The sequence below is a fragment of the Mammaliicoccus sp. I-M35 genome (assembly GCF_022386455.1).
Taxonomy (GTDB): domain Bacteria; phylum Bacillota; class Bacilli; order Staphylococcales; family Staphylococcaceae; genus Mammaliicoccus; species Mammaliicoccus sciuri_A.
Genome location: NZ_JAJNIL010000005.1, coordinates 37,189 through 53,690, shown reverse-complemented (window position 1 = coordinate 53,690; position 16,502 = coordinate 37,189). Strand labels below are relative to the sequence as shown.

The 16,502-nt window shown below is 32.6% G+C and carries 16 protein-coding genes; all 16 read right to left on the bottom strand.

Features of this window, described 5'->3' with window-relative positions; translation table 11 throughout:
* Positions 1-129 precede the first annotated feature (129 nt).
* Entirely contained in the window at positions 130-657 is a 528-nt protein-coding gene (gene pyrR / locus LQ679_RS07045) for a bifunctional pyr operon transcriptional regulator/uracil phosphoribosyltransferase PyrR (RefSeq protein ID WP_025904587.1), read from the bottom strand.
* 215 nt (positions 658-872) lie between these two features.
* Complete coding sequence (locus tag LQ679_RS07040; protein WP_239762329.1) at positions 873-1,796, bottom strand: RluA family pseudouridine synthase; 924 nt, start codon at positions 1,794-1,796, stop codon at positions 873-875.
* A complete protein-coding gene (gene lspA / locus LQ679_RS07035; RefSeq protein WP_037587555.1) occupies positions 1,793-2,272 on the bottom strand; it encodes a signal peptidase II in 480 nt (159 codons plus the stop codon). The genes LQ679_RS07040 and lspA overlap by 4 nt, the downstream gene beginning before the upstream one ends.
* A gap of 187 nt (positions 2,273-2,459) precedes the next feature.
* Entirely contained in the window at positions 2,460-3,416 is a 957-nt protein-coding gene (locus tag LQ679_RS07030; RefSeq protein WP_239762328.1) for an LPXTG cell wall anchor domain-containing protein, read from the bottom strand.
* A 288-nt stretch (positions 3,417-3,704) separates the two neighbouring features.
* Positions 3,705-6,455, bottom strand: a complete 2,751-nt coding sequence (gene ileS, locus LQ679_RS07025) for an isoleucine--tRNA ligase (RefSeq protein WP_239762327.1) — start codon at positions 6,453-6,455, stop codon at positions 3,705-3,707.
* Positions 6,456-6,656: 201 nt separating this feature from the next.
* Positions 6,657-7,241 (bottom strand): DivIVA domain-containing protein, encoded by a 585-nt coding sequence (locus LQ679_RS07020; protein ID WP_025904594.1) that lies wholly within the window; start codon positions 7,239-7,241, stop codon positions 6,657-6,659.
* Positions 7,242-7,259: 18 nt separating this feature from the next.
* Positions 7,260-8,033 carry a YlmH family RNA-binding protein gene (locus tag LQ679_RS07015; RefSeq protein WP_239762326.1) on the bottom strand — a complete coding sequence of 258 codons (774 nt, stop codon included), beginning with the start codon at positions 8,031-8,033 and terminating at the stop codon, positions 7,260-7,262.
* Positions 8,034-8,104: 71 nt separating this feature from the next.
* Entirely contained in the window at positions 8,105-8,401 is a 297-nt protein-coding gene (locus tag LQ679_RS07010) for a YggT family protein (RefSeq protein WP_037587547.1), read from the bottom strand.
* 13 nt (positions 8,402-8,414) lie between these two features.
* Positions 8,415-8,990, bottom strand: coding sequence for a cell division protein SepF (locus LQ679_RS07005; RefSeq protein WP_107596659.1), 576 nt, complete (start codon positions 8,988-8,990; stop codon positions 8,415-8,417).
* Positions 8,991-9,001: 11 nt separating this feature from the next.
* Positions 9,002-9,673: a YggS family pyridoxal phosphate-dependent enzyme gene (locus tag LQ679_RS07000; protein WP_107617819.1), complete on the bottom strand. Its 672-nt coding sequence runs from the start codon at positions 9,671-9,673 to the stop codon at positions 9,002-9,004.
* Between the two features lie 8 nt (positions 9,674-9,681).
* A complete protein-coding gene (pgeF, locus tag LQ679_RS06995; RefSeq protein WP_239762325.1) occupies positions 9,682-10,473 on the bottom strand; it encodes a peptidoglycan editing factor PgeF in 792 nt (263 codons plus the stop codon).
* Positions 10,474-10,532: 59 nt separating this feature from the next.
* Entirely contained in the window at positions 10,533-11,690 is a 1,158-nt protein-coding gene (ftsZ, locus tag LQ679_RS06990) for a cell division protein FtsZ (protein ID WP_037587538.1), read from the bottom strand.
* A 28-nt stretch (positions 11,691-11,718) separates the two neighbouring features.
* Positions 11,719-13,092, bottom strand: a complete 1,374-nt coding sequence (ftsA, locus tag LQ679_RS06985) for a cell division protein FtsA (RefSeq protein ID WP_037587537.1) — start codon at positions 13,090-13,092, stop codon at positions 11,719-11,721.
* 109 nt (positions 13,093-13,201) lie between these two features.
* Positions 13,202-14,146 carry a cell division protein FtsQ/DivIB gene (locus LQ679_RS06980; RefSeq protein WP_191836222.1) on the bottom strand — a complete coding sequence of 315 codons (945 nt, stop codon included), beginning with the start codon at positions 14,144-14,146 and terminating at the stop codon, positions 13,202-13,204.
* Positions 14,147-14,173: 27 nt separating this feature from the next.
* Positions 14,174-15,523: a UDP-N-acetylmuramoyl-L-alanine--D-glutamate ligase gene (gene murD / locus LQ679_RS06975; protein ID WP_107596655.1), complete on the bottom strand. Its 1,350-nt coding sequence runs from the start codon at positions 15,521-15,523 to the stop codon at positions 14,174-14,176.
* A gap of 1 nt (position 15,524) precedes the next feature.
* Positions 15,525-16,490: a phospho-N-acetylmuramoyl-pentapeptide-transferase gene (mraY, locus tag LQ679_RS06970; protein WP_191836221.1), complete on the bottom strand. Its 966-nt coding sequence runs from the start codon at positions 16,488-16,490 to the stop codon at positions 15,525-15,527.
* Between the last annotated feature and the right edge of the window lie 12 nt (positions 16,491-16,502).

Here is a 16,502-nt window from a genome sequence, read left to right as displayed (position 1 = left end):
AAAAAAAGATCCCTTTACAAGATATGCAAAGGGATCTATGTATACAGTGATACCTATAAAGGTATAGTTATCTCCTGTAACCATATAAGCTCCTTTGCCAGTCTCTCGTACTGATTTAAAAGGATTTATTTAATTTAATTTTACTGCTGTTTGTTGGTCAAACTCTTCTAGTTCAACGACAACTGATTCATTAGATGATGTTGGAACGTTCTTACCTACATAATCTGCTCTAATCGGAAGCTCTCTATGACCTCTGTCGACTAAAGTTGCTAAACTTATTTTTCGTGGTCTTGCGTGATCTAATATAGCATCTAATGAAGCTCTAACCGTTCTACCTGTATAAAGGACATCATCTACAATGATGACATGCTTATCGTTAATATCTACATCGATATTAAATGATTTCACTTTAATCGTACCTTGCTGATTCTGAACATCGTCACGATAATGTGTAACATCAATTTCTCCAGTTGGTACTTGAACTTGTTCGATGTCTTGGATTTTCTGCTCAATTCTATTCGCAAGAAATACACCTCTTGTCTTTACGCCTAACAAGACAATATCTTTAGTACCTTTGTTCTTTTCAAGTATTTCATGTGACATTCTTGTTAATGCTCTGTTTACAGCAGCAGCATCCATGATTAACCTCTCAGCCATATTCAATCTCCTTCCACAAAAAAATACTCACGTCTTTAGAAGACATGAGTATACACTAGTACCATACAAATATGGTCTACACGCTCATATTATGTCTTCTCAGCCTCTCTGGACTGTCTGTTAAAGACGCTTTAATTGTTAAAACAATAATATCGTTTTTTTCATATGATGTCAAAGTTTAAATAAAATTAAATAAGTATTATTACACGTTGTACTTATTTTTTATCTTCGTGATTTCTTAATTTCTCTAATAATGTTTCAAAATACTCTGGTAGAGGCGCTTCTTTTTCAATATATTCACCAGTAACTGGATGTTCAAATCCTAATAATCCAGCATGTAAAGCTTGTCCACCAATGTTCAATGTCTTCTTCGGTCCATATTTAGGATCGCCTACTAAAGGAAAACCAATATGTTTCATATGCACTCTGATTTGGTGCGTACGACCCGTTTCTAATTGACATTTAACCAATGTATATTTTTCGAACTTTTCAATTACATTAAAGTGCGTCACAGCTTCTTTACCATCATCCACAATCGCCATTTCTTGACGTTCTTTAGGATTTCTACCAATTGGTGCTTCAATTGTTCCAAATTCGTGAGGTATATTACCATGTACAAGTGCTGTATATTCTCTTGTCACAGTTTTATCAACTAACTGTTCAACTAATCCTCTATGTGCAATATCGTTCTTAGCAATCATCAATAAACCTGATGTATCTTTATCTATACGATGTACAATACCAGGTCTAATTTCACCATTAATACCTGATAAATCTTTAATCACATACATCAATCCGTTTACTAACGTACCTGTATAATGGCCAGGTGCTGGATGCACAACCATACCTTTAGGTTTATAAACGACCGCAACATCTTTGTCTTCATAATAAACCTCAATACCTAAATCTTCTGCGACAATATCGACCTCTTCGATTACTTTCTCAGTCGCAACAATCACATCATTAAGCTTCGTCTTATAATTTGCTTTAATGACTTTACCATTTACTTCAACTAAACCTAATTTAATCCAATCTTGAATTTGATTTCTTGACCAATCTGGATTCAAATCAGGTAATAATTTATCAATTCTTACACCAATTTCATTTTCTGTCTCTATCTTAAATTCAAATGTATTCAAGCTTTTTCCTCCTTGCCCTCAAATAAAATCACAATTATCAATACAATGACACCTATCGTTAAAGCAGCATCTGCTACATTAAATATCGGGAAATTATAGCTGAAAATATATGTATCAACAAAATCAACAACTTCTCCTCTAAACAAACGATCTATAAAGTTACCAATTGACCCTGCAATTAATAAACTTAGTCCAAGTTGAACATCAGGTCGTCCATATCCTTCATTCTTAAAGAACATAAATAAAATAACGAGCACGACAATTGTTACGATATAAAATAACCACATTTTCCCTTGTAAAATCCCCCAAGCAGCACCTTGGTTTCTATGAGATGTAATATATAAAAAATTACTGATAACCTTTATAGACTCACCCACTTCTAAAGATTTAACAATTAAAAATTTAGTAAGTTGATCAAGCGCGATTAATATAATAATAAAAGTACTCCAAATCGGTACATTGTAACCTTTACGCATCTGCTTTCCACTCCAATCTTGATTATTTTACCACATAACACGACCTAATTGTTAATATGATCTTTTAAATTACACATCTAATTCAAACACCACATCACATATATTTTCTCGCATAAATAAGAAACTAATAAACAAAACAAAAAGAGATCAAGCAACCACAATTGCTTAATCTCTTTCATTCATTAAATTACACTTCATACTTACGAGACAATCTATAAATACCAAGAAAAATTAAAGCAGATAAAATGACTAAACCATTACGTAACCACGTACTATCACTTTCACCCGTCTTAGGTAATTCTTTTTGTTGTTTATCAGATTTAGCTTTATTGTCAGTAGCCTTAGCCTTTAAATCTTTATTATTGTCTTCTTTTTTCATATCAACCTTTTTAGAAGAATCAGAAGATTGAGGATCAGACTTTTGATTATTCATTGCCACTTTATTTTGATCATTAGATTTATTATTAGATATAGCCTTATTATCTTTATTTGTATTAGCTTTATTTTGATTAGCAGTATCTTTCTTATCAACTACATTACTATGAGTATCAGAATTTTTATCAACTTTAGCCGGTTGTTCTACTTTAGCAGGAACATCTTGTTTTGGTTGTTCTGTCATAGACTGATTGTCAGTAGTGTTTTTATTAGGTACTGTTTGATCATTTTTAGGTTCATCTTTTTTGTCATTATTCTTATCATTTACATTATTTTGATTATCTATTTTATCATCAACTTTTGTGTTATCTGAAGTATTATCATATTTAGGTACAAATATTTCCCCATCTAATGGTCTAGGATGTTCTCCAACGAATAAATCAGCAGTTCGACCTTTTGATGCATAAAAATCATAGTACGCCCATTGATCCCATATGTGTTTATACTTTGGTGTGAGTTCATCAGTATCTACACCATTTTTCTTCACATAAAGGTCGACTGGCATACCTACAACATCCCAATGGTCTCCGTTAGGGTCAGGTATTGTCATTGAACCATCTAAATTAATAATTACTCCAGAATTTCCTCCATTATGAAACACATATTTAACAGGTTTATCTTGTTTCACTTCTTCTGCATTAACTTTACCTATTAAAGGTGTAGTTAGTGTTGTACATAACAATGTTGATAAAAGTATTTTCATTAACATAAACTTCTCCCCTTTTTGAATACAAATATAGTATTTTAAATTTTAACCTTCATATAACTTTCTTATATTTCGGTTTATATTTTTATCGCCTATACTTTATCTATATTGAAGAAATTTATACCTCAGATTAATTAAGGATATTATACAATGTAAATTTTTACCATTCAATATATTTTTTTACATTTATCATATTAAATTATGCCTCATATAAAAATTGTTAGACATAATTTTTTCTACAAAAAAACTCACGAGATTTATATCTCGTGAGTTCGTTTATGATTATTAAATTTATACTAATGTTTTTACAACTGTTTGACAGCGTGGGCATAGGTTATCTAATTCGCCTACTGAGCCTAGTTCGTCTGAATAGTTCCAACAGCGTTGACATTTTTCTCCGTCAGCATGTTTCACTTTAACTTTCACATATTCATATGCTTCGCCGTCTGTTAATTCATCAACGACATCTACTTTAGATACAATGAAGAGTTGTTGTAAGTCTTGGAATTGACTTAAGAATTCAACTGTATCAAAGTCTTCTGAGTTTGATAATGTGATGTGTGCTTCTAATGATTTACCGATTACTTTTTCATTACGTGCAACTTCTAATGCTCTGTTAACATCGTCTCTTAATTTCATCAGTTTAGACCATTTTTCCACTAATTCTGTATCAACTTCATGTGGGTCTGGCATATTTGTTAAATGAACACTTTCTTCTTCAACATGTGGAATATGTCCCCAAATTTCATCAGCTGTATGTGGAATGATTGGTGCTAAAATTTTAGTTAATTTAACTAATGTTTCATAAAGCACTGTTTGCATACTACGACGTTTTAATGAATCTACTTGTTCGATATAAAGGATATCTTTACCGTAGTCTAAGTAGAAGTTACTTAATTCTACGTTAATGAAGTTTTGAATATCTTGATAAATATCTAGATAGTCGAATGCTTCATAGTGAGATAAAGTACGGCCAATAAATTGATTTAATCTATTGTGCATATATTGATCGATTTCAAGCATATCTTCATATTTCACACTATCTGTTGCTGGATTGAAATCATTCACATTACCTAATAAGAAACGGAATGTATTTCTAATTTTACGATATACATCAGAAGTTTGTTTTAAGATGTCGTTTGAGATACGTACGTCTGCTAAGTAGTCTACACTACTTACCCATAATCTCGCGATATCAGCACCCATTTGTTTCACAATTTTATCAGGAACGATTACGTTACCTAATGATTTACTCATTTTCTTACCTTCTCCGTCCATTACGAAACCGTGAGAAAGTAACATTTTGTATGGTGAGATACCTTTAGTTGCTACTGATGTAGTGATTGAAGAGTTAAACCAACCTCTGTATTGGTCACTACCTTCTAAATAAATATCAGCTGGGTATGATAATTCTGGACGTGTTTCTAACACACCTCTATGAGTTGAACCTGAATCGAACCATACGTCCATAATATCTGTTTCTTTAGTGAATTCACCATTTGGGCTACCTTCATGCGTAAAGCCTTCTGGTAATAAGTCTTTCGCTTCTCTTTCAAACCAAATATTTGAACCGTGTTGTTCGAATAGATTTGCAACATGATTAATTGTTTCTTCAGTCATGATAATATCGCCATTTTCAGCGTAGAAGACTGGTAGAGGTACACCCCATACTCTTTGACGAGAGATAACCCATTCTCCTCTATCTCTGATCATATTGTAAAGACGTGTTTTACCCCAATCGATTTTAAACTTCGTATCATCAATTGCATCTAAAATATCTTGTCTTACTTTACTGATTGAAGCGAACCATTGTTCAGTAGCTCTGAAAATAACTGGTTTTTTAGTTCTCCAGTCATGTGGATATGAGTGTTTGAAGAATGTAAGTTTTAATAATGCGCCAACTTCGTCTAATTTTTCAGTGATATTTTTATTAGCTTTATTATAGAATAGACCTTCAAATTCTCCAGCTTCTTCAGTGAATACACCTTTATCATTAATTGGACTAAGCACGCCTAGACCATATTTTTGACCAACGATATAGTCATCTTCACCGTGACCTGGTGCTGTATGAACACAACCTGTACCTGCATCAGTTGTAACGTGGTCACCTAAAATTAATAATGAAGTACGATCGATAAACGGATGTTGCGCTGTTGCATATTCTAATTCAGCTCCACTGAATTCTTTATCAATTGTAATTGTTTCTTTATTCCAGTCTAATGCTTCACAAACTGAATCAAGAAGTGCTTGGGCAACAACGTATTTTTTGCCTTCTACATTTACTTGTACGTAGTTCAATTTAGGATTAACAGCAATTGCTAAGTTTGATGGAATTGTCCATGGAGTTGTAGTCCAAATAATAAATGCTGCATCTTCATCTACAACACCTTTACCATCTACTACATTAAATGCTACATAGATTGAAGGTGATTTTTTATCTTGGTATTCAATTTCAGCTTCAGCTAATGACGATTCACTTGAAGGAGACCAGTAAACTGGTTTTTTACCTTTATAGATTAAACCTTTAGCAGCCATTTCACCGAATACTCTAATTTGTGCCGCTTCAAACTCAGGTTTTAACGTAATATATGGATTATCCCAATCACCGTTTACACCTAAACGTCTGAAATCAGCTTTTTGTAATTCAATTTGTTCTAATGCAAATTCTTTACATTTTTCTCTGAATTCAGCAATTGACATTTCTTTTCTTTTAACACCTTTGTTTGTTAAAGCTTGCTCGATTGGTAAACCATGTGTATCCCAACCTGGCACGTAAGGTGCATAATATCCAGACATTGCTTTTTGTCTAACGATGATATCTTTTAAAATTTTATTTAAAGCGTGACCCATGTGTAAATTACCATTAGCATATGGAGGACCATCATGAAGAATAAATGGTGTATTACCTTTATTTTTTTCTAAAATTTTATTGTATAAATCTTTCTCTTTCCACTCTTCTTGAATTTGTGGTTCTTTATTTGGTAAACCACCTCTCATTGGAAAACTTGTTTTAGGCATAAGTAACGTATCTTTGTAATCCATAAGTCTTAATCTCCTTCTTAATAAAAATAATATAAAAAAACTCTAAGCTGAAATAATAGGGACGACATACATCGCGGTACCACCCTTATTAACTCAACTTAGAGTTCACTCATTAAACATATATCATATTCGCAAACAGGTGATACCTAAAGAAATGAATTTATTAGGCTCTCACTATCCCTAACTCGCTTCTCAATTCGTTTATTCTTCAGACTTGTCCTCTTCACTTTTAACTGCTTGATTATTTATCTGTTCTTGATTATTTTCTTCTTCTTTGTTCAAAATGTCAATATTTTCTTCAGTAACTTTTTGTTGATCGACATCATAATTCAGTAAATAATCCCAATCTTCATTTTTCAATAAATCTAATTGCGCTTCAACTAACATGCGGAAACGTGAACGAAAGACTTTTGATTGACGTTTCATATCTTCAGTTTGGAAACTGATATGACGCGCTTTTTGAAGTGCATCATTAACGATTTGATCAGAACGTCCCTCTGCTTCTTTAATAATAGCATCTGCTTTTAATACAGCAGTATGTTTCGTTTCTTCACTTGTTTTTTGCGCTTGTAATAATACGTCAGAGATTGTATTTTCGACTGCTTTGAATCGACTAATATTCTCTTCTTTATCATCTATAATACTTTGTAAATGCGCTTTATCTGATTTTAATTTTTCAATTTCATCACTTAAAGTTTGTAGATATCCACGTACTTCAGTTTCATCTAATCCTTTATGAACTCTACTAAATTCTTTTTGTTTGATTTCCTCTGGGGTAAATGCCATAAGTTTTCCTCCTCAGCACTATTTAAACAATGTTCGATAAGCTATTCTTATCTTGCCTTTTTTTGAAGTTCCATTATTTTGAATGATCTTCGCACGTCCATATCCTTTAATAGAGATCAAATCATTTTCTTCGACTATAAAGTCTACTTGTTCGATTTCTCTATAATTGACTTTAACGCGTTTACTTTCAATCAATTTCTTACTAATTGTTCTACTCGTATTTGTAAGGTGTTTAATGATTACATCCAATCTCAATGCACTTACAGTTGCGTCATGTGTCTGCCAATTCTCACTTGATTGTATCATATTTTGGAATGGAATAGAACTCAATTTGATTCCAGCACCTTTAATCTTTGTTAATTCCATCATAATATACGATTCAAATCTCTTTGTCAAAACAAACTGTATACGGTCATTAACAATAATATCCCCTAGTTGATTTCTATCAATCCCAAGCGACATGATCGTACCTAATACATTACGATGCGTCAATTTAACAAATTTTGAAGGATAAGTAAGCTCAATAAGAACCATCTCATAATCCGCTTCAGTCGGTTCAAAATAATCAGGTGCGACGATTGCACGTTTTCTTTCTGATTCTTCATTCCCACCAAAGTAATGTACATTTAAATCATCGAAGCCACCCACGATTGTTTGTAATATAAATTGTTCTCTAGGGTCCAGAAATTCTGTAAGCACTGGTTGATAATTTCGTTCAGCAACTTCACACCTATTTAAAAATAAATCAATAATCTCTTTTTCTTCTTTTCTAAAGTGTTGATATATATCCATTTTGACACCTCTAATTCAATAAAAAATAGGATGTGACATTACGTCTCACCCTACTGTCATTTATCGTTTAATTATAATATTGGCATTACAGGTACAATCATATTAAATATATTAACTAAACCAACATAGAATAAACTTAACGTTATAAACGCCACTAATGAAGATATGTCTAACATACCTAAAGGTGGGATGATTTTTCTAAATGGTTCTAAAAATGGTTCATATATTTTCCCTAAAAATTGTCCAAATGCGCCTTCCCTAACGCCTGGTAACCATGATGTAAGGAAATAAACGATCATACCATATTGATAAATTTTAACGACGAATAATACAAAGCCTAATATCGTACTTAATAATCCACTATCCATATCTTAAATTCCTCTATTCTTGATAAGGTTCAACTTGTTCTAGTTGCTCAGTAATTGATCCAGCTACTTCAACATTATCAGGTGTACATAAGAAGATGTCTGTTCCTACACGTCTTATATCTCCACCAATCGCATAAACAGTACCACTCAAGAAGTCTATAATTCTTTTAGCTGATACTTTGTCAATGCGTTGTAAGTTTACTAATGTTGTACGTCTATTTTTAAGTTCATCGGCGATATCCTGCGTATCTGAAAATACTCTTGGTTCAAATAAGCACATTTTTGAACTTTGCGCAAAATCCATATTCCCGCTCATACTAACGACATTCGTTTGAGATGAATTTGTACGTTTCTCAGTCATGGCCTCTTTCCTTTCAGGTTTTTTAAAATCACGAGAACGTTGTGATTGGTATCTAGTTGTATTTGATTTTTGTGTTGGTACACTTTTTAAAGATTGTTGTTTTGGTTTTTGTTCTTGTATAGATGATTCTTGTTGTGGTGATTTTGTTTGTTCTCTTTGTGGCTCTTCGTATACTTCTTCTTCTTCATCGACTACGAAAAAGCCTTTAAATACATCTTTAATTGCCATAATTTACACTCCTATTCGCCAACTAATTTTGTACCAATTCTTACATAAGAAGCACCTTCTAATATTGCTTCATTGAAATCATTGCTCATGCCCATAGATAATTCAGTGCAAGGTGCATATGATAAGTTTAAGGATTGTACTTTCTCTTTCAATAATCTTAGTTGGTTAAAATATTGTCTTAATTTTATTTTGTCTTCAGTTAATGGTGCCATAGTCATTAAACCAACTATTTCAATATGTTTAAAATCCTTAAGCTCTCGAATAAATGGGATAACTTCATCAGGCGACATGCCATGTTTTGATTCTTCTCCCGAAACATTCACTTGAACAAAGCATTTTACAACATGTTCAGCACGTTTTTCAATTTCTTTAGCTAATTTTAATCTATCTAATGCATGTAAATAATCAATTTCATTAATGATGTCTTTTACTTTTCTTGTTTGTAATGATCCAATAAAATGCATGATAGCATCATCTGGAAGATGCTTTTTCTTTTCCAAAAATCCTTCAATACGATTTTCTCCAAAGTTTTTCAAGCCTGCTTCATAAGCTTCTTTAGCTCGGTCTATTGTAACATATTTTGTCACAACAATCACTTGAGGCGCCGTATTAAATTCTGATTCTTCACTACTGTTACAAATTTGTGAATTGATTTCTACTAAATTTTCTTTTACTGATTTCAAATCTATACCTACTTTCTACCTATAAATGCAAGCATTCTACCAGTTTGCCCTTTTTCTACTCTATATGAGAAGAATAAATCCGTTTCACTAGCCGTACAATGATTCGTCTTAACGATATGTTCAGGATTAACACCATAATGTATGGCAAGTAGTTCATTTGCTTGTTTTAAATCTATGGCGTATCTATCTTGTCCTCTTTGTACAATGTACGCTTCAGAGTCTATTGGTAATGTTTTGAACTTTTGATAAATGTCTTCGTTAATTTCGTAACTGTCAGATGTGGATGGTCCTATAACAACTCTCAAATTTGAAACGTCTCCGTTATATTGTTCAATCATCTCTTTAATAATTTGGGAATACGTACCTCTCCATCCGGCATGACAAAGACCAATATAACCATTTTGCGTATCATATAAATAGATTGGTACACAATCTGCAAAGCACATCGTTAATAATAGGTCAGACTCATAAGTATAAAGTCCATCTATTCCATGAAGTGCTTCAGTTAATGCATTGATATTTGTACCTTTATCCTTTGAAGATACTTCTCGAACTTTATTCTCATGTGTTTGAATTGGAAATACCCAATTGTCACAACTAAAATTAATTTCATTGGCTAATATTTGCTGATGCTTTGAAATATTATCTGGATCGTCATTGATATATCGCGCCATATTAAATGCATTCTCCGGATATGGACTATAACCACCTTGACGAGTTGTAATACCTATCGTTAAATCATTTCTATCATCGGCTTCATATGATAAATAATGATTATGTTGATTAAAAATCTCTTTCATTTCATCTCTCCTAACAAAAAAAGTCATCAGGACTTAGCCTGATGACTTTTTAAGTTCATTTATCGTCTAGAGCGTCTAGAACGTCTATCTTCTCTATTTCGAATGAAACTTGGAATATCACTATCATCAGTTGATTCATTTGCTGATTTATTTTCAAATGAAGCTTTTCTACCTAGTGATTCTCCTTCTTCTCTTTTAGAAGCAGGTTCTTCTGTAGTTCCACCAAATGCTCCGCCACCTTGTGGTTTACGAGCATTAGAAGGTTTGTCATTAAATCCAGTAGCAATTACTGTAACGACTAATTCGTCTTGTAATTCTGGGTTTATAACTGTACCAAAGATCATATTAACATCTTCGTCTGCTGCATCTTGAACAATATCTGCTGCTTCTTGAGCTTCAAATAGTGAAAGTGACTCTCCACCTGTAATGTTCATTAAGACACCTTGTGCGCCTACGATTGAAGTTTCTAATAATGGTGAAGAAATGGCTTTTTTAGCAGCTTCGATTGCTCTATTTTCACCAGAAGATACACCGATACCCATTAATGCTGAACCTTGGTTAGACATAATAGTCTTAACGTCAGCAAAGTCTAAGTTAACTTCACCAGAAACAGCGATTAAGTCCGAGATACCTTGTACACCTTGACGTAATACATTATCTGCTTCTTTGAATGCTTCCATCATAGGTGTTGATTTATCAACGATATCTAAAAGACGATCATTAGGAATAACGATTAATGTATCTACTGCAGCTTTCATAGATTCTACACCAGCAGCAGCTTGAGTTTGACGTTTACGTCCTTCAAAGCTAAATGGACGTGTAACAACACCAACAGTTAATGCACCCATCTCTTTTGCGATTTTAGCAACAACTGGTGCAGCACCTGTACCAGTTCCGCCACCCATACCAGCAGTAACAAATACCATGTCAGCGCCTTGAATAGCATCTTCTATTTGTTCACGTGATTCTTCAGCAGCTTTTTTACCGATTTCTGGGTTTGCACCTGCACCTAATCCACGTGTTAATTTTTCACCAATTTGAATTTTAGATGAAGCTTTAGATAAGTTTAAAGCTTGACCATCTGTATTAATAGAAATAAATTCTACATTGTTCATTCCATGATCTATCATGCGGTTAACAGCGTTATTACCGCCACCACCAACACCAATTACTTTTAAAGTAGCTAAATGATTAAACCCTTGCTCAAATTCTAACATTTATTATCCTCCTAATCTTTATGACCCATCAATCAAATAACGATTTCATTAATTTTTTTAATACACTTGGCTTCTCTTCTTGACTTTCCGAATCATATTCTGTTTCGGAGACTCTGTCATGATCAGAATTTGAAGCTTTTGCGTCATTGTTTTTGTTTGATTTCTTTTTAAACCATTGTTCATATGGTTTAACTTTAGTTTCTTGAGTTTCTTCTTCGTATGTTTCTTCTTCGACATTATCAGCGTCATAATTATTCATTGTAACATAATCTAGTAGCTCATCAAAGTTAATTCCACTAGATATAGTAGATATACTAGAAGTAAACTCAGGTTTACGTATACCCATTTGAGACGGTGTATGTACACGTACTTTTTCATTAACCATATCTTGTAATAATTCTTTAATACCAAGTAGGTTTGAAGTACCACCTGTTACGACGAATCCACCGTTAACATTTGTAATACCCATATCTTGTAATAAATCAAATATTTCAAAGAAAATTTCTTCTACTCTTGATTCAATAATTTCACTTAATTCTTTTTGAGTGAATTGTGCGTGACCATCTTCGTTAATTTGTTCAACACTAAAGACATCTTGATCTGATGCAGAATCGTAGAATGCATGTCCATATTGTTGTTTAATCTTCTCGGCATTGTCATATGTAGTATTTAATGATTTCGCAATATCTGTTGTTATGCTTCTACCTGCCATTTCAATCGTATCAGCATCAACTAAATTGCCTCTTTCATAAAAGCCTACTTGCGTTAAATCTTCACCAATATCAATGACGCAAGCACCAAGTTCAACTTCTGTTGGAGATAATATAGATTGATAGTTATAAGCATCAGAAAATACTTCTAATACATCTACTCCACAAGATTCAACACATTTAATGATGTTGATTAATAATGATTTTGATGTTGCGATAACGCCTGCTTCTACTTTTAATGATTGCGTTGCAACCATCTCTTTAGGATCAGAAACCTCATGTAAGTCATCTACAATAAATTTCATTGGGAATACACCAATGACTTCAGTTTCAGGTACATCATTCAATTCTCTAATGCCCTCTAATACTGATTCTATATGACTGCCATTTATTTCAGTTTCTGTACCATCAAAAGGTATTTCAAATTTTTCGTCGTAAATCTCTGTATTCACGATAGGCATTTTTAAGAATACTTCTTTAATATCTATTCCAGAAGCAATTGCTGCTTTTTTGATTGTATCTTTAATTGCTTGTTTAGCGATATCAAAATCATCTATACAACCATTTCTTATACCATTCGTATAAGTTTGCCCTGTACCTATCACGTTAATGCCATTATGAAATTTTTCTCCTACTATTACTTTTACACTCGATGAACCTATATCTAAACTAATATAATAATGTTCCTCCATCGATAGGCACCTCCTCTAACACATGATAATCAAATTTAAACTATTATTAGTTTACATGATACTTGATTTAATGTGAACTAATTATAGGTTTATTTATTGATTTTTTTACTTATTCTTCTGATTTCTCAGTTGATTTTGGTTCTTCTCCAGATTTATCCAATTCTTTAGATAAATCTTGTAATGCTTGGTCTAATTTTTTCTGTTCAGTTTTATTGTTTTCATCTTGTTTTGTTTCTTTTTCTGAACGTTCTTTTTGCTGTTCTTCTGTTTCATACGGTAAGAATGTTACACCGACTTGTAAATCTAAAAATCCAGGTGTTTTGAGCGCTCCAGAATTGTCTCTCTCTAATTTATCAGAAATACTTGGATAATAGTTGATTTTATTCGCAAAAGTTTGAATATCTCCAACAACTTCTACATTATCTGTCATAAATAGTTGGATTCTATTCTGATTGTTCTCACCTGGCTTATAATTAATTTCCGATATCATTGATTTAACTTTAGGTTTCACCTTTTTCAATTCAGGAATCAATTTATTTAATTTTTTAGAACTGAAATCATTCAAAATCGGAACATCAATTGGTAAATCTGTTGATAAGTTTTTAATTGTTTTTCCATTTTCTAATAACGGTACGTAACGTTTTTTCTCTTTAACTAAGCCAATCGTTTCATATTCATTTACATTTACCGTTAAATCATTTGGAAAATGACGTTTAATTTCAACACTTTTAACGCCTTCAATTTCTTCGATTTTCGATTTCATATCACTTACAGGAATATTGTATATTCGAGAATCTTTTTTAATGTCTAAAGCTTTTTCGATATCCTTTTTAGATACGATTTCTTCACCTTTAATGTCCACTTGATCAACTTTACTGATGTCTGTAAACATGTACAGTAAAATCAAGATAACAAGGAGTATAACACCTATGAATACACCTAATTGAATTTGACGTCTACGTTTTCTTTTCTTCTTTAAAATTTCTAATCGTTCATCTTCCGTAGTCGTTTCAAATTGCAATATATCATCATTGTTATCAGAACTTTTATTCACGGTTGTCACTCCTTCTTTTCACAATTTCTAAAATGTTGGTAAATGTTTTTGGAAACTTTCAATAAATTCGTCGCCACGCGCTTCAAATGTATCATATTGATCCCAGCTTGCACACGCTGGTGATAGTAAGACAACATCATTAGATTGTATATAATCTTGAATCAAATTGACGGCATCTTTAACGTCATTTGCTTGCAAGACCTCTTTACCTTGACTCGCACCTAACGTTTTTAATTTATCTTTTGTTTCGCCAAATGTAACCATCAAACGGACATTATCCATATATGGTATTAAATCATCAAAGTCATTTCCTCTATCTAATCCACCACATAACCAAATGATTGGCGAATTAAATGAACTTAAAGCAAATCGTGTCGCTAAAGTATTCGTCGCTTTAGAGTCATTGTAATACTTATTACCTCTATTATTCCCAACATATTGAAGTCTATGTTTAATACCTGAGAATGTTGTTAAAGTATGCACAACCGACTTCACGTCAACACCAGATAATAATGAAGCTAATACAGCTACAAGTACATTTTCTAAATTATGTTTACCAGGTAATACAATATCTTGCGTATTGATAATTCTTATACCATTATATACGACATAATCATCTTCAATATAAATGCCATTTACTTTTTGATTAGTTGAAAAATATAATATTTTAGATTTAATATCATCTGTATTGATTAAATGTCTTTGTTCATAGTTAAAAATTAAATAATCGTCTTCGGTTTGATTCTTAAAAATATTTTTCTTAGCATTCTGGTATTCTTCTAAACTACCGTGATAATCCAAATGTGCAGAATAAATATTTGTAACAATCGCGATATGCGGACGATAATGGATTGTTCCTAAAAGTTGGAATGAAGATAGTTCAGTAATAAGATAATCGTCTTTCGTAACTTCTTGAGCAACTTTTGATGCAACTACACCAATATTACCGGAAACTTGACCATTCACTTTACTATTACCAAACATATCACCTATTAAAGAAGTCACCGTAGTTTTACCATTTGTACCGGTAATACCGATAATAGGTGCTTCTGAAATGTAATAACTTAATTCAACTTCTGTTATGATATCCAATCCTTGATTCATCGCTTCTTGCAATAGTGGAATATTGTAAGGTATACCAGGGTTTTTTACGATTAAAGGCTTATTATCGAGTAGTGACAATGGATGTTCACCACTGATTACACGTATCCCTTGTTGCTCTAATTCAAGTGCATGCGGATCAGATGATAAATCTTTACCGTCATTAACTGTTACTTCAGCTCCTAATTTATGGCATAACTTTGCACTTTCATATCCACTTTTTGCTAAACCTAAAATAAGAACAGGTTTCTCTTTTAATGCATCATATGCTTTCATATTACATTACCCCTATCCATAAACCAATTGCACCAGTAACGATACCTGTAGCCCAGAATACTAATACTATTTTCCATTCACTCCAACCAACTAATTCGAAATGGTGATGCAATGGGCTCATTTTAAATATTCTTTTTCCTGTAAGCTTGAATGACGTTACTTGTAACATAACTGATAATGTTTCAATTACAAATACTAAACCGATTAATAATAATGTTATTTCTTGGTTAAGCATGATTGAAATCGTTGCGAAAATACCACCAAGCGCTAAGCTTCCAGTATCTCCCATGAACACTTTTGCTGGGTACTTGTTGTAAATTAAAAATCCAAATAAACTTGCAAGCATCACTAAACAGAATAACCCTATTTCTGGTTTATCAAGAATAAATGATAGTGCCGCGTAAAAACCAAATGCAATGATGGATAAACCAGTTGATAGACCATCTAATCCATCTGTTAAGTTCACAGCATTACTAAATCCAACTTGCCAAAATACTATGAATATAATGTAGAAAACAGACAATGGTAATGACCAATCAGTAAACGGAATGTTGATGGCAGTTTCAAATTCATAGTTTGGTAATATAACACTTACGATATAGAATACAACGGCTATCGCAATTTGAGCTAAGAATTTTTGTTTACTTGTTAAACCTTGGTTATTTTTCTTAACGACAATAATATAATCGTCTATAAAACCAATAAGTCCAAAACCTAGTGTTACAAATAATAACAGAATGAGCGGACCTACTTGCTCAACATAGAATAACGCAATGATTGTTACAACGATTGTTGCTAATAAGAACGTTAATCCCCCCATAGTTGGTGTTCCTGTTTTCTTCATATGACTCTTAGGTCCTTCTTCTCGAATACTTTGCCCAAATTTTAATTTTTTAAGTGTTGGGATTAAAACGGGTACTAGTATCAAAGTCAATAAAAACGCAATGACAGGTAGCGTAAAATTCATAATTGTTCACCT